A 17,550-nucleotide genomic window follows, 5' to 3' on the forward strand; every position below is an offset into this window, starting at 1 on the left:
TTAACGTCGACATATAAATTGTCTGCTCACACAATAGAGGCGTGCGGTAAAAAAGCCGTTAAAGGAGCGTGTTATGTCATGGAAGCCCGTATTTTTCGCCCGTTACGCCGGGGTCTTTATCTTTCCGATGGCGCTGGTGCTCTATGATTTTGCCGCCTACCTCACCACTGACATGATCCAGCCGGGCATCATTGAGGTGGTGCGCGATTTTGACGGCGATGTTAGCCTCGCACCACTCTCTGTTAGCCTGTACATGGCAGGCGGTATGGCGTTGCAATGGGCGTTAGGTCCCCTTTCCGATAGAATCGGGCGTCGCCCGGTGCTGCTGACCGGAGCGCTTATCTTTACCCTTGCCTGTATTGCCACGCTGTTCACCACCACCTTTGAGCAGTTCCTGGCGGCACGGTTTATTCAGGGCACCAGCATCTGTTTTATCTCCACGGTCGGGTATGTCACCGTCCAGGAGGCCTTTGAACCTACTAAGGCCATCAAATTGATGTCACTTATCACCTCGGCGGTGCTGCTGGCCCCGGTGATTGGGCCGCTGGGTGGCGCGGCGTTAATGCACTTTGTCCACTGGAAGGTCATTTTCGCGGTAATCGCCGCCCTCGGTTTTGTGGCCTGGCTTGGACTGTCGCTGGCGATGCCGGAAACCATTAAAAGACAGGAGACGCCGCTACGGGCAAAGAGTGTGATAGAGGATTTTTGCGCGGTATTTCGCAACCGCATTTTTCTCAATGGTGCCGCCACGCTTGCGCTTTATTACATTCCGCTCATGAGCTGGGTAGCCGTCTCGCCGGTTATTCTGATCGATGCGGGGGGAATGAGCACGGCGGAATTTGCCTGGGCGCAGATCCCTGTCTTTGGTGCACTGATCGCCGCCAATGTCGTGGTGATGCGCTTTGTGGAAAATCCAACCGATCCACGTTATATCCGCCGCGCCGTGCCTGTTCAGCTTATCGGGCTGGTGACGTTGCTCGCCGGGAATCTGCTCTTTCCGCATCTCTGGTTCTGGTCGGTTACCGGCACCAGTATCTATTGCTTTGGCATCGGGCTGATTTTCTCAACCCTTTATCGATTTACGCTATTCACTAATAACTTACCGAAAGGTACCGTCTCTGCGTCGCTCAACATCGTAGTATTGAGTACCGTGGCCATTTCCATTGAGGGCGCACGCTGGCTGTGGTTCTCCGGCGGCGGACGCATTCCGTTTCATCTGCTGGCGCTGGCCACTGGCGGCGTTGCCATACTCTGTCTGAAACGTCTGGTGCATCGGGTAGAGCACTACAAAACCTCCGAATGCCGCTAATCTCGCGGCAGATCAATAATTCCATATATTCATTAAGGTTATAATCCTCCCTTCGGCGGCAGCAGACCGCCTCGTTTTTCATTGTCTCCCGTGTTACGGGGAAGGAAAAATCATGTCTCTTATTACAGAACTTCCGCAAGTATTTGAACAATTCTCCGACGCCCGTCAGAAAGGTTTTCTCACCGTGATGGAACTGAAAGAACAGGGGATACCTCTGGTCGGCACCTACTGTACCTTTATGCCGCAGGAAATCGCGATGGCAGCGGGAGCCGTCGTGGTATCACTGTGTTCCACCAATGACGAAACCATTGAAGAAGCAGAAAAAGATCTGCCGCGTAACCTCTGCCCGCTGATCAAAAGCAGCTACGGTTTCGGCAAAACCGACAAATGCCCGTACTTTTATTTCTCCGACCTGGTGGTGGGTGAAACCACCTGCGACGGCAAGAAAAAAATGTACGAATATATGGCAGATTTCAAAGCTGTCCACGTCATGCAACTGCCCAACAGCGCGACGGATTCTGCCTCCCGGGCGCTGTGGAAAGCGGAAATTCTGCGCCTGAAACAGCACATTGAGGAACGCTTTGGTCAACCGATCAGCGAAGCCGCCCTGCGCGACGCCATCATACTGAAAAACCGCGAACGCCAGGCGACAGCGGATTTCTACCGTCTGGGGCAGCTTAATCCCCCGGCACTGAGCGGGGCAGACATTCTGAAAGTGGTCTACGGCGCGACCTTCCGCTTCGATAAAAATGCATTAATCAGCGAGCTCAATGAGATGACCGCCCGTGTGAAGGCCGAGTGGGAACAGGGCAAGCGGCTGGAATCCCGTCCGCGTATCCTCATCACCGGCTGCCCGATTGGCGGCGCGGCCGAAAAAGTGGTGCGCGCCATCGAAGAGAACGGTGGCTGGGTGGTGGGCTATGAAAACTGCACCGGGGCGAAAGCTACCGAACGCAATGTAGCGGAAAACGGTGATGTTTATGACGCGCTGACCGACAAATATCTGGCGATTGGCTGCTCCTGCATTTCCCCTAATACCGAGCGTTTGCGTTTACTGAGCCAGATGGTCGAAGAGTACCAGGCCGATGGCGTGGTGGACGTAATTTTACAAGCCTGCCACACCTACGCGGTGGAATCTCTCGCCATCAAACGTCACGTGCGCCAGCAGCACGACATTCCCTATATGGCGATAGAGACAGATTACTCCACCGCCGACATCGGACAGCTCAGCACCCGTGTCGCCGCGTTTATTGAGATGCTGTAAGGAGTCAGGGTGACGTTCACGATAGGTATTGATTCCGGTTCGACCACCACCAAAGGGATATTGCTGGAAGGGAACGCCATTGTCCGGCGTTTCCTCTGCCCCACTTCGTTTCGCCCGGCAGACAGCATTCGGGAAGCGTGGGAGGCCCTGCGGGATGGGCTGGAGGAGACGCCATTTCTGACACTTACCGGATATGGGCGGCAACTGGTGGATTTTGCCGACAAGCAGGTAACGGAGATTTCCTGTCACGGCCTGGGGGCGCGCCTGCTGTTGCCGGAGGTACGTACGGTTATTGATATCGGCGGCCAGGACAGCAAAGTTATCCAGCTTGATGAACAGGGCAATCTCACCGATTTTCTGATGAACGACAAATGCGCCGCCGGGACAGGGCGTTTTCTGGACGTCATTTCCCGTACCCTGGGTACGACAGTGGAGGCGCTGGACGCTATCACCGATGGCATCGCGCCGCATCCGCTGACCAGTATGTGCACCGTTTTCGCCGAATCAGAAGTGATCAGCCTGCGCTCAGCGGGCGTTGCACCGGAGGCGATTCTGGCGGGCGTGATTAATGCGATGGCGCGGCGCAGCGGCCATTTTATTTCACGGCTCACCACCCAGGGTCCGCTGCTGTTTACCGGTGGTGTAAGCCATTGCGTCCGTTTCCGGGCAATGCTGAGCGAGCATCTGAAAATGACGGTGCATACTCACGACGACGCGCAGTACGCGGGAGCGATTGGCGCAGCGCTGATTGGCCAGCGCCAGAGGGCTCGCTGATGGAAGAGTTTCTGTTTTTGTTTCACTCCACCGTAGGCGTCGTACAGACCCGCAAACTGTTGCAGGTATCCGGCGTGCCGTTTCGCGTGGCGGATATTCCCCGCACCCTGCGTGGTGGCTGCGGACTCTGCATTCGCCTGCAATGCCAGCCCGGCGCCGAACGGCAGTGGGTGCTGCCCGGTGCGACCCAGGCCATTTACCGTTGCGACGGGGAAACGTTTGAACAGGTGGCTGTGTATTAAGGCGCTTGCGCCGCTATCCGGGGCCGCATCATCACGCACCTCTGCTATGATGTCCTTTTTCTCTGACCTGGAAAACCGATGAGCAAAATCGATCTCAGCCACAGTGAACGCGAAATGCTTCGTGAAAAGCTACAACGCTACTGCGCCGACAACTTCGACCTCGAACTGGAACAATTCGACGCCGAATTCTTTGTCGATTTCGTGATTGAAAATATCGGCCCGACGCTATTTAACGCCGGGATCGATGAAGCCATTCGCACCCACGCTGCCTGGAGTGAACGCATCCAGGAAGAGATGGATCTGAAAAAGATCTACTGATCTTCAATCACAAACCGTGTCGCCTCGAAGCGATTTAAGAGCAGGTGCACCAGAAACACCATCGTCAGCGTGCCCAACAGGGCGACCGTCACTGACACAATGCGATAAAGATCGCTGAACACCAGATCGGTATCCGGGTGGAGGTTCTGCCCGAACATAATGCCGATGGTCGTAACGCTGGCAAAGCCGACGCCCGCCCCCACCTTTTCCATCACATGCAGCCGTGCGCTAAATGCCAGCCCGAGACCGATCAGCGGCATCATCAGCAACATATGACTACTGTGATTGTAGAGAATCAGCTGCACCAGCAGGATATACAGACAGGCGAGAATTACCCCCACCACACGCCATAACGAACTCATCACCGCGCCGCGATAATGCATCGGAAACAGGATCAAAATACCCGCCATCAGCGCTGACAGGGAATCACTGAGATCGCTTATCTGGAACACAACAAAGATCATCGTCGCCACGGTCCCGGAGAGCAGGGATTCATGCCGCACGCGGGCATCGCTTTTTTCGATCCGTGGCGGTGGATTGCGTGGTTCCACATCCGGGATCAGATAATTCATCAGCGCGCTGAGCGCCACCGCCATCACACTGGCTTCTATATTGGAGAAAATCAGCGTGTGCCAGTCGCTGGTCGGGTAGCTCATGAAGTTCAGCATCGTGCTCTGACACACCACCCCGGCGGAGCCAAACAGGAACAGCGGCCCCTTGCTCATAAAGCGAAACCGCATGACATACAGACCAAATACCACCAGCGTCATGATGAGCGGCCATTTCGACAAATAGCCGATGATTAATACCATTTCGACGCAGTTCAGCACCGCGCTAAAGATAAACTGTTTTGCCACGTGGCGGTTAAACATCGGCACCAGCGAAAGCAACATCACCGGGTAGACGACATAAAAGACGCCATAGCTGGTGTTGTAAAAGCTTGAGATGCTCAGCGCGAGCATCCCGGCAAATACAATGCGCAGCGTCTGGCGAAAATCATTCGCCGTGTAAACGATGTTGCCGTGCGGCGTAAATACGCGCGCCAGGGTATTAATAGACATAATGCAACCAACTGACGAGATGGATTTGCAGCCCCGAGAAGAAACGGGCAAACGGCCCTTCGCTGTTATACAGCTGTACGGTGGCACGCGCGCCGGTCGGCAGGGATTTCGGCAGCGCGTCATCCAGCGCCACGTGAATGCGCATACGCTGCGCGTCACGCACCCAGCGGTTGGAGGTTTCCGGTTGCGACAACTCTCCGTTGACCGCTTCCTGTCCGGCTAACACCCCGGCATCGCTGCTGGTGACATGGCCGTGAAACACATGGCCCGGCAGGGCATCAAACACCACGGCGGCATCAGTACCGGCGTGAGTGTGACGTAGACTTTTCTCGCGAAAATCCGCCACGATATCGGCACTGTCATGCACCAGCGCCAGGGTTGCGCTACCGGCAGCGGCATAGTAGCCGGGACTCAGTTGCAGGTTACTCACCTTACCGTCAACCTCGGCTCGCACCTGCGTCCAGCCAAGATTGAGCTGCGCCTGCTCAAGGCTATTTTGATATTTTTGCAGCGTCACGTTGCGGCTGTCATCGCGCTCGCCACGCTCAATAGTCAGGGCATGAATCGTGGCGTTGAGGTTATTCACCGACTGCACGCTGCTCTGCCAGGTAGTGCGAGCTTTATCCAGGTCAGATTGCGAGACGTTTTGCATCGCCCCCAGACGCTGATAGCGGTCGAAGGTCACTTTGTCATTTTGCGCGGTGAGCTGTGCGGTTTTCAGGTTCGCTTCGGCTGCCGCAATCTGCGCATCCAGCTGCTGATTGGTAAGACGCGCCTGCGCCAGCGCGATTTGCGCGGCTTCTACCTGGTTGTTAAACGGCGTGGTATCCAGTTCGTAGAGCAGGTCGCCCTTCTTCACCACACTGTTATTCTGCACGTAGACCTTCGCGACATAGCCAGAAACGCGCGACGATACCGGCGTCACCACGCGCATCACGGTGGAGTCCGGCGTCAGCGGGATCCAGATATCGGCAACGATAAAGTAGACAAACATCAACAGGAAAGAGGCAATACTCACCCTTACCCAGCGGGCAAACTTTTGTTCTGGCGTCATCATGGTTTATTTAGTCTTGTTATCTTCTTCGCGGATAATCCGCAAATTGCAGGCGATCTGATTCAATGTAGCGCTGAAAATATGCATATTCTCAGCAGGGATGTTTTGCGCCGCCCGTTCCTGGCAGGCCTCAATCACACGGGTGATTTTCTCCAGCATGGCATGGCCTTCCGGAGTAAGCGCCAGCAGACGGATGCGCTTGTCATAGGGCGATGTGGTGCGCGCAAGCAACCCCTGGTTTTCAAGCTGCGTGAGGGTACGCATCAGCGGCGGCAGTTCGATGCCCTGCACTTCCGCCAGTTCACTGATCGAGACGTTATCGCCCAACTGGCTAAGCTGCATCAGAACCGTCCAGCCAGACTGAGTGAGGCCAGTATCGGAAAGCGCATGATCAATCGTGGCGCGCCACTGGCGCACAATCATCGCCATTCGCATTCCCAGCGGCCTGCGGGCAAACAGTTCGTCTTCTGTCATGTGAGATCCTTCATTGAGCCGGGAGGAGAATAATAGTTATCATGATAAGTATCAAGAAACGCAGGTGTGAAAGAGCATGGAATGCGAAAGAGATAAATGCCAGCCATGCAGGCTGGCGTTGTGTTCAGGGGCGTAGAATGATGCGACCAAGTAGAGGATTTTCCTCGGCATAGCGATGTGCTTCCACTACGTCAGCCAGTGCAAACTGCTTGTCGATCACGACGCTAAATCGCTTGTCCCGTGCGTCCAGAAGCAGCTTATCGACAGACGCTCTGGCCTCGTCATGGGAAAGCTCTCGCCCCCAGAACAGTCCGCTAAGATATTGATTCTTTTGTTGTAAGGCCAACAAATCGACATGCGGAGTTCCACCCGCATTGCCTGCCAGCACTACGGTTCCCCATTCGCGCAGACAGGCAAGGGATTGATCCAGTGTTGACCCCACGAGATCCAATACGCTGTCCACCCCGGCGCCTTCCGTCAGCCGCTTCACTTCCGCCACGATGTCCTGCTGGCGGTAGTCCAGCGCCACGTCCAGCCCGAGTTGAGTAAGCAGCCCGACACGCTCGCCACCGGAAAGCGTTGCCAGCACGCGTGCGCCCCGGGCTTTTGCCAGTTGTATAGCCGCGATACCAACGCCACCGGCCCCGCCCTGAATAAGCAACGTGTCACCGGCCTTAAGATTCAGGCGTGAAAACAAGGCTCGCGCAGCCGTACCAAAACTCACGGGGATGACTGCAGCGGCGGCCACATCCAGCCCATCCGGGATAATCCAGGACCACGCTGCGGGGGCCACACGATATTGTGCATGAGAACCGGCAAGGGCAATGGTTGCGACCCGCTGGCCCGGATGGCGGTCTTTCACGTTTGCGCCAACGGCAACGATACTGCCCGCCGCCGAATAACCAGGCACGGTCCCCTGTGGCTCCGGTGCTGCGGTGGCGCGATTAATTAAATCACCGCCTTCAAGCGCAATGGCTTCAATTTTCACCAGGACATCATCCGGGCCGCAAACCGGCAGGGGCAGATCGCGATAGTGCAGAACATCCGGTTTGCCTGGCTGATAATAGACTGCGGCTTTCATGGTATTCATGGCTTTCTCTCCCTCTTCGTGATGCTGAAAAGCAGGAGAAACGCGCAATATCGGACGCAACGCGTTGTCGCCTGCTGCAGATTTTGCGTACAAAGCCTCAGCCTACACACTCATTCCACAGAGGCAATATGCGTAAATTTTAAGCGCACGGAACGTATCCTCGCCCGTCGGGAGGCACAGTTGTCTTGCGCTGGTTTTCTCCGGAAGTGGAAGGTGGGTGAAGGAAGTTATTGTGGATACCCTGCAATTTTCATGGCGCTTTGAGCATAGCTCGCAATATCTGGCGCAGGTTAAAGGCTTTGGTGAAACCATCCATCCTCTGCGCCCGGAATGCTGGATACGAGTATAAAACTCTTTATATGTGCAATCGGCAGTACGTTGTGACGGCACTGAAAGGTGTTAACTGAACCTTCTTGTTCATGAATTACCCTTGTTCACGCCGCGTGAACACACCTGACCCGTGAACAAGCGGAACCTTACCCCCGCTCCCCTGCCCCCCACATCTCTCTTAACCACCCGGCGCGCTGCACAATGGCGGGGATGCCTTTCTGTTCCCAGAAACGCAGTGAGATATGGCCGCTGCTCATACCGCCGCGACAAAAACGCGGAACATAAACGGCATCTTCATCCAGCATGGATGAATTGGTTCGCGCGAGCACAACGTTACGCAGCAGCGCGGTCAGATCTTTTAGCGTGTCCGGCAGCGGGACACGGGATAACGATTTGCGCATCTCCATCCATAACCAGGGATCGCCCCGGAGTCCCCAGCCAGAGAGTTCCGGTGTCAGCAGATCGCCGATCGTCGCCCAGCTGTATTCCAGCGAAATGCATGATTTGCATTTTTCCAGCGCCAGCAGTTGAGGTAAAAATTCATCACGCCAGTAATCGGTATTCACCCACCAGTTCGGGGGAATCGAGGCGTGGGGTTCAAAAGGTGTAGAGAGCGATGTTCCCGTCATCGCCAGAAAGGCACCATAAAAGCGCTCCTTCGCGCTCGCCGTGGGGGCAACACACTCTTCATCACTGAGCAACATCACCAGATTGTCCATCAACAACTTATCGGGGTGATGCATTAATTCCGGCATGCCCTGGGAGAAAATCTTACGCATCAACTGGGCGAGTGTGCGCGGTGCCGGATGGAGCACAAACCGCAGATCCTCGCGCTGAGGATGCTTATTAACGGCAATGTCATACGCCGTTTGCTGTTTATCGTGTGTCTTGAGTTGGGTATCCGCGCCGTACTGCACCAGGCGCCCAATGACCGTTAAATCCGCACCGTGCCACGCAGCCTGATGCAGTGCGGAATACCCTTTTCCCTGAGAAACATGATTAATCAGCGACGGATATTGTTCGAGGATAGCCAGGACCTCATCCCACTTCCCCTGCCAGGCATTAAGAGAAAGCTGGCCTGCCGCCAGCGCCAGAGAACCGGCCATGGAGCCTCCTTTTACTGTTCCGTCTTAACATCATCCTTTAGCGAGTTATTTCATTATTCGCCAGGGGGAAGGCATAAATTTCCCCTTTTAAAGCTTCAACCCCGACCACGACGCTGCGCGCTGGCAGGCTTTGGGTTCTCGATTTAAGGATGTACTTAACGATAAATTGCCCGTTACCGGTGAAAGTATAGAAAGAGGGTGGAATACACAGTTGCGCATCTTTCACCGTTAAAGGCGGCATCAGGGTATATTTTTGTTTCGGCGGCGGAATGGCGCGGGGATTAATAGAGATAAAAACAGGCTGGTAATCTTGTGCATTATGTACAGCAAAACAGACGTCATTATTAGCTGTACGTCTCACCGAAGTCGTTTCATCGGCTCTTAGCCTGTCGCCTGAACCCGGACAACCCGTCAGTGCCACCAGGGACGCCAGTAATAATATACCGCGTGTTATCCCCCTTCTTAGCACCATGGAAACCCCTGCAATGTTTTTTGATATTCAGGCAACATGCGGGACTCACGGAGATCTCCGTCCAGCGTCACATCGCCTCTCGCTCTTAATGCCACCCAGGAAGCATAGCCGTAAGTTTTGAGAATGAAATAATCGGCAATGATTTGTGCCTGCTGCTCCATCGAATAACGTCGTAACGGCTGCCCGTTTAAATGATAGCGATAGCTGACCAGCCCACTGATTAAGCCATTAACACGCACATTCATGCCGCGATTACGCTGCCAGATATGGCTGAGTTCATGAATAAATATATGCTGGAAAGGATGAGACTCTCGCGAAAAATCGTTCCGGTACCATTCGCGAAAATAGAGTTCGCCATCGGGCGCCATTCCCGCGCTTTGGGGCTGTAAGCCAAACGGGAAATAGCTATCGTGATGCACCCAGATTTTGTGATATTCAATACTATTACCGAAAACACTTCTGGCCAGACGGATCTCGCCCGGCTGCAATAACCGCTGACTCCCTTCCCCGTCCATAGATTTCCTCAGATTATGGCGACCTGATATATATAAACCTTACAAATGATTTTTCAATCGCCGCCGCGTCACTTTTCTTCCTTCAACTGCAGATATCCGCACACCATTTCCCCCAACTCCGCCGCAAATGCGGCAATGTCCGCCTCGCTACGTGGCGCTGTAGAAAACGCCTTGCCCACCGCGCCAATGGTGGTGGTCACCAGTTCACAGACCAGCGCCTGTTTTGCTGGTGTCGCATTCGGTAGCACCTCCTGCACAAAAGCCTGAAAAATCCCCTCCCCCGTAGCTTTTGCTGCCATCACCTCAGGCGCATCGCGATACAAGGGGGCGGCGTCATCAAGCGCGGTGCGCATCGCCGCCTCTTCACACTCCGAGCGCACAAAGGCCAGCACCAGCGTGCGTATACGCTGGTGCGGCGAAGTACGTGTGTCCTGCAAAATATCCCGCAGGATTGCGGTCGTACGCTGCCACTCTTCAAGCTGGAGCTGGAAAAGAATCGAGGCCTTATTGGGAAAGTACTGATACACCGACCCGATGCTCACACCGGCACGTTCCGCCACCCGCGCGGTGGTAAAACGCGGTGCCCCTTCCTCGGCTAAAACCTGAATAGCGGCTTCCAGAATTGCGGTTACCAGCGCGGTAGAACGTGCCTGCCGTGGCTGTTTACGTGAGGAAATACGCGGGGTTGAACGGGATGTCATTTTTAGAGTCTCCGGCTAAAGGAATGCGAATAGTGAATATGACGAATCCATCATATTCTGAATGCGAATAATTCGTCACATTTATTACTGGAGTCCTGCATGACCATGACCACCCTCACCGCCGCGCCGCTGTCATTGTTACTGGAGCGTCTGTTTGCCGAGGCCGAAGCGACCACCAGCACCGCGCTGGATGATATTTCCGAAGAGGAACAGATGCGCTTGTTACAGAGCAAAACCGACTACCGGGATCTCTACGGGCGCCTGAAAGATCTGTGGCTTCCGGTGTCAAAAGAGACCGGCACACTGCTGTATATGCTGGCGCGCAACAGCAACGCGCGCAATATTGTCGAGTACGGCACTTCGTTTGGGATCTCAGCCCTCCATCTGGCGGCGGCGCTGCGCGATAACGGCGGCGGCAGGCTGATTACCTGTGAGTTCGAACCATCCAAAGCGGCGCGCGCACGGCAACATTTTAACCTGGGCGGCGTGAGCGACCTGATTGAGATCCGCGAAGGCGATGCCCTGGAAACCCTGCGCCAGGATCTGCCTGATGCGATTGATCTGGTTCTGCTTGACGGCGCGAAATCGCTCTACCCGGAGATCCTGGATTTACTGGAACCTCATCTGAGGAAAGGTGCGCTGATCGTCGCCGATAACGCCGATTATTACCCACTCTATCTGGAAAAAGTCCGTTCGCCAGAAAACGGTTATTTGTCCACGCCGTTTAATGAGGATGTGGAGCTGTCTGTCTGGTTGGGATGAGGGAGACTGTTTCCCCGGTGGCGCGACGCGGCGCTGATCGGGGACTACTCGTCAAAAAACATCATGCCCTTGTACGGTTTCGCGCGACAGGCGGCCAGACGTTGCGCGAGGCTGCCCACATGGGCTTCCAGCTTATGTCCGTCCGGATCGAGAAAATAGAACGACTCCCCTTCGCTCTTGTTCTCTTTCCATGACGTCACCCCCGCCTGCGCAAGACGTGCCACAAACACGGCAAAATCATTTCCATCAAGGCTAAAGGCATAGTGGGTGTAGTCACTCTCCTGCGGAGAAATGTAGCGCCGCCGGGCGTCCAGCGACAGGCAGAGCCACAGCTCGCCGCAGCTCAGGTACGCGCCGCTATCCCAGCGTGCATGCAGAGGCAGCCCCAACAGGTGATGATAAAAATCGACGCTACTGGCGATATCGCTGACCGCGAGCGTCAGGTGATTCAGGCCTTTTAACATATTATTATCTCAGCAGAAATTAAAGGCAGTCGAGTAAGTGTTGCCGCAGCCACTGGTGCGCCGGGTCGCGGTGCAGACGCTCATGCCAGAGCATCAACATATCGAACCCCGGCAGCGGCACGGGTGGGTCCACCACCTGCAAGGCCCCGGACTTTTTCACCAGACGTTCCGGCAGCACGGCCACCAGATCGCTGGTCGCCAGCGCTTCCAGCATAAACAGGAAATGTGGCACAGAGAGAACCACACGCCGTGTCAGCCCACTTTTTGCCAGCATTTCGTCGGTTATCGCACTAAAGCCCCCGCCTTCCGGCGACACAATCACATGTTCCAGCGTGCAGAACTGCGCCAGCGTCGGGCGCCGTTTTAAGGCCGGGTGATTCAGTCGCCCGGCCAGTACATAGCGTTCGGTAAACAACAGTCGCTGATGCAGGGCAGGCGGCGATCCTTCACGAGTATGAAAGATCAGATCGACATCGCCACGCTCTGCCTGGCGCAACATCTGTGCGGGGTTCAATTCGAAGAGTGCCAGCCGGGTGCCTGGCGCAGCCGACCGAAGACGATTCAGCGCAGGCAACACCACGGCCGACTCGGTGTAATCCGTGGCCGCGATCCGCCAGGTCAGATCGGCCCTTGCCGGATCGAAAGTCCTGCCGGACGATACAGCGCTTTCAAGCGCATCAAGCGCCTGACGCAGCGGCAATCGTAGTTCATCGGCGCGGGTGGTGGGCTGCATGCCGCGCGGCCCTGGCAGCAACAGCGGATCGCCAAAGATCTCCCGCAGGCGGGCAAGCTGTACGCTGACCGAAGGCTGCGACAGATTGAGCCGCTGCGCGGCCCGCGTCACGTTAAGTTCAGTCAACAGTACATCCAGCGTCATCAGCAGGTTCAAATCGATACGGCGGAAATTAACCATGACTATACCTGTAATAACAGTAATTAATTTCTACTATACCGTTTAGTTCACTACCGTGGAGTGACTTTCTCAACGCCAGGTACATACGATGAATGTCTTGATTGTTTATGCTCATCCCGAAGCCCACTCCCTGAACGGCGCACTGAATACCTTTGCCGTTTCGCATCTGGAAAAAGCCGGGCACCGTGTGCAGGTTTCCGATCTCTACGCCATGAACTGGAAAGCACAGCTGGATGCCAACGATACGCTGGCCCCACTGGCTGGCGACTATTTCCACCCGTCGCTGGACTCAAAAAAGGCCTTTGAGCAGGGTTTACAAAGTGCGGATATTGCTGGCGAGCAGGAGAAATTACGCCAGGCGGACGCGGTCATTTTCCAGTTCCCGCTCTGGTGGTTTTCGATGCCTGCCATTATGAAAGGCTGGTTCGACCGGGTTTACGCCTGTGGATTTGCCTATGGCGTGGGTGAGCACAGCGATACCCACTGGGGCGATCGCTACGGCGAGGGAATCTTCTCAGGTAAACGGGCAATGCTGCTGGTGACAACAGGCGGCTGGGAATCACACTATAGCCCGCGCGGGATCAACGGCCCTATCGACGATATTCTGTTTCCCATCCAGCACGGGATGCTGTTTTATCCGGGCTTCGACGTGTTGCCGCCACTGGTGATTTATCACACCAGCAAAACAGATGATAAGAAATATGCCGCGTATTGCCAGCAGCTGGCACAGCGTCTGGATACGCTTTGGCAGACAGAGCCGCTGCCTTTCCGCCAGCAGAATGCCGGGGATTACACCATACCCGCGCTCACCCTGCGTCCGGATATCGCACCAGGTGAGAGCGGGTTTGGCGTACATATGAAGTGATAACGCCCTCAGGGAAGCTCCCGGATGCGGCTGCGCCTTATCCGGGCTACCGTCCGCACCATCCGTAACCCCGGTTAGCGCCACCGGGGTTTTCCAGGCTGCGGCGGCGCCTTACTCCGGCTCTTTAACCTGGGCGACAAACGACGGGAGATCCCAGGTGCCGCCAGCGCGAATGTAACGGCACATACCGGTGGTGGATTCACTACTCTGGGTGAATGCTTTACCGTCCCACACCCATTCCGCGGATGCCCAGCAGTCGCCAATACCACGGCCGCGTTGCCCCAGCGAAATCAGGCCATCGCTGTAATCGGAAGCGGAATCGGTCACCAGCACAGGCTCGCCAGCAAGTTTGCTGTCGATAACCCAGAAGCCATAGCCTTCGTTATAGGCCGCGCGCCAGCAGAGCGTGGAAATCAGCGCATGGGTATCGTCAAGCGGCGTCAGGCTGATATCGTTATCGCCCTCATCCGCCTGCGGGTCCGGCGATTTCAGACGCTCGCAATTGGTGTCTTTGGGTAATGAGGCAAGCAATTTAGGCTTAAGCGCGGCGACTTCCGCTTCATTGAGTACGCGTTCCTGCGCATCGCTGACTTTAGCCGCCTGAATCACCGGGGGTTCTTTCGCCGCCGGTACGCTACTTTCCGGTTTATCCCCTTTCTTCACCAGCGCGCCTGGGGTGTCCAGACGCCCCTGCACATCATCCATTTTCAGCAGCACCGCTGTCGCGCCATCACCAGACAGCTCGAACGGCTTCGCACCGCCTTTAAATTCCACTTTGCCACTACCTTTTACCGCCTCGATCAGCGCCTGGGTCTGTGCGGGTGACAACCGCCAGGTATCACTGTCTTCCGGCTCAACTTCACCGATCTCTTTGTCATCAATCCACAAGACCAGTTTGGGCTGCGCGGAGGTCTCATCAGATTCCATTTCCGCGAGCACAACATCGACAACCAGAGGGGTATTCGCACCCGCTTTTCGTACCAGTAGTACCGACCCGCTGGCCTCTTCTTCCTTGCTGTAACCCGCGGCGCGACAGGTCAGGGTGTTATCACAAACGACTTCCCAATCTTTGTGGTTAAACGTGGTGCTATTATTTTCTGCCATTACCGGCGCACTGAGCGTCGCTATCATCACCAGTGCGGCTTTATAACTCTTATTCATGCCGTTTCTCCGTATTCACCATCGCCGACAGTGTGAAGAATTTAGCGCATTCGGAGAAGTGAAATTTTTTCTACGGTGAAAGGAAATAACGTGGATTTGATCCCCCTCGCACAGGAAGGGGATCAGGAGGGGGGAAATTAATCCAGCTTCAGGTCGCCGTAGTGATTTACTACGCGGGAGACAATGCCGTAATCAATCGCTTCTTGCGGGTTCATCCAGTAGTTGCGGTCCGTGTCTTGTTTCACTTTCTCAACCGGTTGCCCGGTCGCATCGGCGATGAGACGGTTCACGCGCTCAAGCATGCGGATGATCTCTTTCGCTTCAATCTCAATGTCGCTGGCCTGGCCACGCACACCACCCAGCGGTTGATGAATCATAAAGCGGGTATTCGGCAGCGCGTAACGATGCTCTTTTTTCGCCGCCAGGAAAATGGTAATCCCGGCGCTCGCTACCCAACCAGTACCGATAATGTGTACTTCCGGCTTAATGAATTTAATGATGTCATGAATGGTATCTGCGGCTTCAACATGCCCGCCCTGACTGTTCAGGTAGATTTTGATTGGCGCATCGCTGATCCCCTGCAACAGCAGCAGTTGGGTCACCACTTTTTCGGTCAGCGTCTGGTTAATCTCACCGGAGATAATGATCGAGCGCGAATCCAGCAACTTCTGTTGCATCATCTGAGTGACGTTGCCGCCTTCGTTCTCTTTTTTATCGTCGTCTTTACTGCCCATGTAATGCATGGTGAATCCCCCGTAGTGATGATGGCATTAAGCATAGTCTACGCCATAAAAGGCGGAAAATAACAAGATGTTATCTCCGCACTTTTGAGGGGATCAATAACCCAGATCGTCACGACGTAATCCCAGGTCTTTCAGTTGCTCATCGCTGAGATTCCGCAAAATTATCCGCGTCTTACGCCGCTCCCATTTTCTCTTCATCCAATGCCACAGTTGCATTAACCCGACATACGGTCGTTTCGGTCTATTTTCAAAGAATTCCATCGCGTCTCTCCTCACCAGAACAGAGCCCTATTTTCTCTGGAATTCCTGTATGCAATACAGACGCAGAAATTACTTTTCTTTAACATACAGATCGCCTACAACTGTATCTGAACGGTATTTTTTCTCTCTGTCTGTACTGGTTTTATAATCTGTATGGTGACAAAAAAGGATACAGCATGACACGGTATGAAAACCTGGCCACCTTACTGGCGGAGCGCATCGAACAAGGGCTCTACCGTCATGGCGAGAAATTGCCGTCAGTCAGAAATCTGAGCCAGGAACACGGTGTGAGTATCAGCACCGTGCAGCAGGCGTATCAGGTGCTGGAAAACCTACAGTTGATTACCCCGCAGCCGCGCTCGGGCTATTTTGTCGCCCCGCGCAAAGCTAAACCACCGGTGCCCGCCATATCGCGCCCGGTTCAACGCCCGGTAGAAGTAACGCAATGGGATGAAGTACTCACACTGCTGGATGCCCGCTCGGACAAAGAGATGCTCAATTTTGGCGGCGGCGCGCCGGACATTTCGCAGCCGACCCTGAAACCCCTATGGCGCGAAATGGCGCGGCTGGTGCAACATAATCAGTGTGACATTCTGAGCTATGACGCCCTGCAAGGACGGCGCGAACTACGCGAGCAAATTTCCCGTCTGATGGTCGATGGCGGTACGGTGGTGGATCCGGAGGATATTGTTATCACCAACGGCTGCCACGGCGCACTGAGCATCGCCCTGCTTTCGGTATGTAAACCGGGCGATATCGTGGCCGTGGAATCCCCGTCCTACTATGGCACCATGCAGTTGCTGCGCGGTTTCGGCATCAAAGCGATGGAGATCCCAACCGATCCGGATACTGGTATCAGCATTGAGGCGCTGGAGCTTGCGCTGGAGCAGTGGCCGATCAAAGGGGTGATCCTCGTACCCAGTTGCAGCAATCCGCAGGGATCGATCATGCCGGATGCGCGCAAAAAGGCGATACTGTCGCTGGCGCAGCGCCATGACATTGTGATTTTTGAAGATGATATCTACGGCGAGCTGGTTACCGATTATCCTCGCCCGCGTACCATTAAATCCTTTGATATTGATGGCCGCGTGCTGCTGTGCAGCTCGTTTACGAAATCGGTCGCGCCAGGGCTGCGCGTGGGCTGGATCGTACCGGGCCGTTACCGTGATCGGGTGCTGCATATGAAATATGCCGCCATCGGCAGCACAGTCCCCACCAATCAGCTGGCAATGGCGGCGTTTATTCGTGACGGCCACTACCATCGCCATATTCGCCGGATGCGCCAGTTTTATCAGCAGCACCTGGAAACCTACACCTGCTGGATACGCCAGTATTTCCCTTGCGGAATCTGCGTCACACGGCCAAAAGGCGGCTATATGCTGTGGGTGGAACTGCCGGAAGGGGTGGATATGCTCTGCGTGTCGCGCCAGCTTTGTCGGCTTAAAATTCAGATTGCGCCGGGCTCGCTTTTTTCCGCCTCAGGGAAATACCGCAACTGTCTGCGCATTAACTGTGCCCTTCCGCTGACCGAGCGGTATCGCGAAGCCATTTCGAAGCTGGGCGAAGCAATGCATATTGCCATGGAGGAGAGTTAATCTCCCCTTTCGCCCAGAATGTTGTGATTGTCCCCGGTGGCGCTTCGCTTACCGGGGCTACCAAATACCCACAACC

At 55.1% G+C, this 17,550-nt stretch carries 22 protein-coding genes; 9 read left to right on the forward strand and 13 right to left on the reverse strand.

The genetic code is table 11. The annotated features are described in order from the left end of the window. The first annotated feature begins 73 nt into the window (after positions 1–73). The 5 genes from AAIG39_RS17315 to AAIG39_RS17335 all read left to right on the forward strand — a co-directional run bounded on the left by AAIG39_RS17315 (position 74) and on the right by AAIG39_RS17335 (position 3,907). Entirely contained in the window at positions 74–1,309 is a 1,236-nt protein-coding gene (locus AAIG39_RS17315; protein WP_343194352.1) for an MFS transporter, read from the forward strand. Between the two features lie 112 nt (positions 1,310–1,421). Continuing rightward, positions 1,422–2,573: a double-cubane-cluster-containing anaerobic reductase gene (locus AAIG39_RS17320; RefSeq protein WP_090081320.1), complete on the forward strand. Its 1,152-nt coding sequence runs from the start codon at positions 1,422–1,424 to the stop codon at positions 2,571–2,573. Between the two features lie 9 nt (positions 2,574–2,582). After that, positions 2,583–3,347, forward strand: coding sequence for a putative 2-hydroxyacyl-CoA dehydratase activator YjiL (yjiL, locus tag AAIG39_RS17325; protein WP_343194353.1), 765 nt, complete (start codon positions 2,583–2,585; stop codon positions 3,345–3,347). Continuing rightward, the gene (locus tag AAIG39_RS17330; RefSeq protein ID WP_090081317.1) at positions 3,347–3,589 is read left to right on the forward strand and encodes a putative Se/S carrier protein; all 243 of its coding nucleotides are present in this window, start codon (positions 3,347–3,349) and stop codon (positions 3,587–3,589) included. The genes yjiL and AAIG39_RS17330 overlap by 1 nt, the downstream gene beginning before the upstream one ends. Positions 3,590–3,667: 78 nt before the next feature. Next, positions 3,668–3,907, forward strand: coding sequence for a DUF2164 domain-containing protein (locus AAIG39_RS17335; protein WP_090081315.1), 240 nt, complete (start codon positions 3,668–3,670; stop codon positions 3,905–3,907). On the opposite strand, the gene AAIG39_RS17340 is transcribed toward AAIG39_RS17335, so the two are convergent. The 4 genes from AAIG39_RS17340 to AAIG39_RS17355 all read right to left on the reverse strand — a co-directional run bounded on the left by AAIG39_RS17340 (position 3,901) and on the right by AAIG39_RS17355 (position 7,586). Then, on the reverse strand, positions 3,901–4,968 hold the full coding sequence (locus AAIG39_RS17340) for a DUF2955 domain-containing protein (protein ID WP_343194354.1): 1,068 nt from the start codon (positions 4,966–4,968) through the stop codon (positions 3,901–3,903). The two genes, AAIG39_RS17335 and AAIG39_RS17340, sit on opposite strands and share 7 nt — an antisense overlap. Further along, positions 4,958–6,025 carry an HlyD family secretion protein gene (locus AAIG39_RS17345; RefSeq protein WP_343194355.1) on the reverse strand — a complete coding sequence of 356 codons (1,068 nt, stop codon included), beginning with the start codon at positions 6,023–6,025 and terminating at the stop codon, positions 4,958–4,960. The genes AAIG39_RS17340 and AAIG39_RS17345 overlap by 11 nt, the downstream gene beginning before the upstream one ends. Positions 6,026–6,028: 3 nt before the next feature. Continuing rightward, the gene (locus AAIG39_RS17350; RefSeq protein ID WP_090081307.1) at positions 6,029–6,496 is read right to left on the reverse strand and encodes a MarR family winged helix-turn-helix transcriptional regulator; all 468 of its coding nucleotides are present in this window, start codon (positions 6,494–6,496) and stop codon (positions 6,029–6,031) included. A 124-nt stretch (positions 6,497–6,620) separates the two neighbouring features. Beyond that, a complete protein-coding gene (locus AAIG39_RS17355; protein WP_343194356.1) occupies positions 6,621–7,586 on the reverse strand; it encodes a quinone oxidoreductase family protein in 966 nt (321 codons plus the stop codon). Positions 7,587–7,803: 217 nt separating this feature from the next. Here AAIG39_RS17355 and AAIG39_RS17360 point away from each other — a divergent pair, with 217 nt between their 5' ends. Next, positions 7,804–7,935, forward strand: a complete 132-nt coding sequence (locus AAIG39_RS17360) for a hypothetical protein (RefSeq protein WP_343194357.1) — start codon at positions 7,804–7,806, stop codon at positions 7,933–7,935. A 127-nt stretch (positions 7,936–8,062) separates the two neighbouring features. Here AAIG39_RS17360 and AAIG39_RS17365 read toward each other — a convergent pair whose 3' ends face one another. The 4 genes from AAIG39_RS17365 to AAIG39_RS17380 form a co-directional block, all read right to left on the reverse strand. Further along, positions 8,063–9,022: an ankyrin repeat domain-containing protein gene (locus AAIG39_RS17365; RefSeq protein ID WP_343194358.1), complete on the reverse strand. Its 960-nt coding sequence runs from the start codon at positions 9,020–9,022 to the stop codon at positions 8,063–8,065. Between the two features lie 37 nt (positions 9,023–9,059). Continuing rightward, positions 9,060–9,494, reverse strand: coding sequence for a putative T6SS immunity periplasmic lipoprotein (locus AAIG39_RS17370; protein WP_249572657.1), 435 nt, complete (start codon positions 9,492–9,494; stop codon positions 9,060–9,062). Beyond that, positions 9,485–10,009: a type IV secretion protein Rhs gene (locus AAIG39_RS17375; RefSeq protein ID WP_090081300.1), complete on the reverse strand. Its 525-nt coding sequence runs from the start codon at positions 10,007–10,009 to the stop codon at positions 9,485–9,487. The genes AAIG39_RS17370 and AAIG39_RS17375 overlap by 10 nt, the downstream gene beginning before the upstream one ends. Before the next feature lie 68 nt (positions 10,010–10,077). Beyond that, the gene (locus tag AAIG39_RS17380) at positions 10,078–10,710 is read right to left on the reverse strand and encodes a TetR/AcrR family transcriptional regulator (RefSeq protein WP_343194359.1); all 633 of its coding nucleotides are present in this window, start codon (positions 10,708–10,710) and stop codon (positions 10,078–10,080) included. Between the two features lie 99 nt (positions 10,711–10,809). Here AAIG39_RS17380 and AAIG39_RS17385 point away from each other — a divergent pair, with 99 nt between their 5' ends. Then, positions 10,810–11,472 (forward strand): O-methyltransferase, encoded by a 663-nt coding sequence (locus AAIG39_RS17385; protein ID WP_343194360.1) that lies wholly within the window; start codon positions 10,810–10,812, stop codon positions 11,470–11,472. Between the two features lie 44 nt (positions 11,473–11,516). On the opposite strand, the gene AAIG39_RS17390 is transcribed toward AAIG39_RS17385, so the two are convergent. Both AAIG39_RS17390 and AAIG39_RS17395 read right to left on the reverse strand, forming a co-directional pair. Then, positions 11,517–11,936: a FosA family fosfomycin resistance glutathione transferase gene (locus tag AAIG39_RS17390; protein ID WP_090081295.1), complete on the reverse strand. Its 420-nt coding sequence runs from the start codon at positions 11,934–11,936 to the stop codon at positions 11,517–11,519. Between the two features lie 19 nt (positions 11,937–11,955). Next, positions 11,956–12,849: a LysR family transcriptional regulator gene (locus tag AAIG39_RS17395; protein ID WP_343194361.1), complete on the reverse strand. Its 894-nt coding sequence runs from the start codon at positions 12,847–12,849 to the stop codon at positions 11,956–11,958. Between the two features lie 88 nt (positions 12,850–12,937). On the opposite strand from AAIG39_RS17395, the gene AAIG39_RS17400 reads away from it, so the two are divergent. Continuing rightward, positions 12,938–13,714 carry an NAD(P)H-dependent oxidoreductase gene (locus AAIG39_RS17400; RefSeq protein WP_343194362.1) on the forward strand — a complete coding sequence of 259 codons (777 nt, stop codon included), beginning with the start codon at positions 12,938–12,940 and terminating at the stop codon, positions 13,712–13,714. 111 nt (positions 13,715–13,825) lie between these two features. On the opposite strand, the gene AAIG39_RS17405 is transcribed toward AAIG39_RS17400, so the two are convergent. From AAIG39_RS17405 to AAIG39_RS17415, 3 genes are all read right to left on the reverse strand, one after another. Continuing rightward, positions 13,826–14,875 carry a DUF1176 domain-containing protein gene (locus AAIG39_RS17405; RefSeq protein ID WP_090081287.1) on the reverse strand — a complete coding sequence of 350 codons (1,050 nt, stop codon included), beginning with the start codon at positions 14,873–14,875 and terminating at the stop codon, positions 13,826–13,828. 137 nt (positions 14,876–15,012) lie between these two features. After that, entirely contained in the window at positions 15,013–15,618 is a 606-nt protein-coding gene (locus tag AAIG39_RS17410) for an ATP-dependent Clp protease proteolytic subunit (protein WP_090081284.1), read from the reverse strand. A gap of 93 nt (positions 15,619–15,711) precedes the next feature. Beyond that, the gene (locus AAIG39_RS17415) at positions 15,712–15,816 is read right to left on the reverse strand and encodes a YjiS-like domain-containing protein (protein WP_249572662.1); all 105 of its coding nucleotides are present in this window, start codon (positions 15,814–15,816) and stop codon (positions 15,712–15,714) included. A gap of 239 nt (positions 15,817–16,055) precedes the next feature. Here AAIG39_RS17415 and AAIG39_RS17420 point away from each other — a divergent pair, with 239 nt between their 5' ends. Then, positions 16,056–17,474 (forward strand): aminotransferase-like domain-containing protein, encoded by a 1,419-nt coding sequence (locus AAIG39_RS17420; protein ID WP_343194363.1) that lies wholly within the window; start codon positions 16,056–16,058, stop codon positions 17,472–17,474. Positions 17,475–17,550: the final 76 nt, after the last annotated feature.

The sequence above is a fragment of the Phytobacter palmae genome, from assembly GCF_039409775.1.
Taxonomy (GTDB): Bacteria; Pseudomonadota; Gammaproteobacteria; order Enterobacterales; family Enterobacteriaceae; genus Phytobacter; species Phytobacter palmae.

Coding starts and splice junctions, on each gene's coding strand:
- AAIG39_RS17315 (WP_343194352.1), top strand. CDS start 74: ATGTCATGGAAGCCCGTATTTTTCGCCCGTTACGCCGGGGTCTTTATC.
- AAIG39_RS17320 (WP_090081320.1), top strand. CDS start 1,422: ATGTCTCTTATTACAGAACTTCCGCAAGTATTTGAACAATTCTCCGAC.
- AAIG39_RS17330 (WP_090081317.1), top strand. CDS start 3,347: ATGGAAGAGTTTCTGTTTTTGTTTCACTCCACCGTAGGCGTCGTACAG.
- AAIG39_RS17335 (WP_090081315.1), top strand. CDS start 3,668: ATGAGCAAAATCGATCTCAGCCACAGTGAACGCGAAATGCTTCGTGAA.
- AAIG39_RS17340 (WP_343194354.1), bottom strand. CDS start 4,968: ATGTCTATTAATACCCTGGCGCGCGTATTTACGCCGCACGGCAACATC.
- AAIG39_RS17345 (WP_343194355.1), bottom strand. CDS start 6,025: ATGATGACGCCAGAACAAAAGTTTGCCCGCTGGGTAAGGGTGAGTATT.
- AAIG39_RS17350 (WP_090081307.1), bottom strand. CDS start 6,496: ATGACAGAAGACGAACTGTTTGCCCGCAGGCCGCTGGGAATGCGAATG.
- AAIG39_RS17355 (WP_343194356.1), bottom strand. CDS start 7,586: ATGAATACCATGAAAGCCGCAGTCTATTATCAGCCAGGCAAACCGGAT.
- AAIG39_RS17365 (WP_343194358.1), bottom strand. CDS start 9,022: ATGGCCGGTTCTCTGGCGCTGGCGGCAGGCCAGCTTTCTCTTAATGCC.
- AAIG39_RS17370 (WP_249572657.1), bottom strand. CDS start 9,494: ATGGTGCTAAGAAGGGGGATAACACGCGGTATATTATTACTGGCGTCC.
- AAIG39_RS17375 (WP_090081300.1), bottom strand. CDS start 10,009: ATGGACGGGGAAGGGAGTCAGCGGTTATTGCAGCCGGGCGAGATCCGT.
- AAIG39_RS17380 (WP_343194359.1), bottom strand. CDS start 10,710: ATGACATCCCGTTCAACCCCGCGTATTTCCTCACGTAAACAGCCACGG.
- AAIG39_RS17385 (WP_343194360.1), top strand. CDS start 10,810: ATGACCATGACCACCCTCACCGCCGCGCCGCTGTCATTGTTACTGGAG.
- AAIG39_RS17390 (WP_090081295.1), bottom strand. CDS start 11,936: ATGTTAAAAGGCCTGAATCACCTGACGCTCGCGGTCAGCGATATCGCC.
- AAIG39_RS17395 (WP_343194361.1), bottom strand. CDS start 12,849: ATGGTTAATTTCCGCCGTATCGATTTGAACCTGCTGATGACGCTGGAT.
- AAIG39_RS17400 (WP_343194362.1), top strand. CDS start 12,938: ATGAATGTCTTGATTGTTTATGCTCATCCCGAAGCCCACTCCCTGAAC.
- AAIG39_RS17405 (WP_090081287.1), bottom strand. CDS start 14,875: ATGAATAAGAGTTATAAAGCCGCACTGGTGATGATAGCGACGCTCAGT.
- AAIG39_RS17410 (WP_090081284.1), bottom strand. CDS start 15,618: ATGCATTACATGGGCAGTAAAGACGACGATAAAAAAGAGAACGAAGGC.
- AAIG39_RS17415 (WP_249572662.1), bottom strand. CDS start 15,816: ATGAAGAGAAAATGGGAGCGGCGTAAGACGCGGATAATTTTGCGGAAT.
- AAIG39_RS17420 (WP_343194363.1), top strand. CDS start 16,056: ATGACACGGTATGAAAACCTGGCCACCTTACTGGCGGAGCGCATCGAA.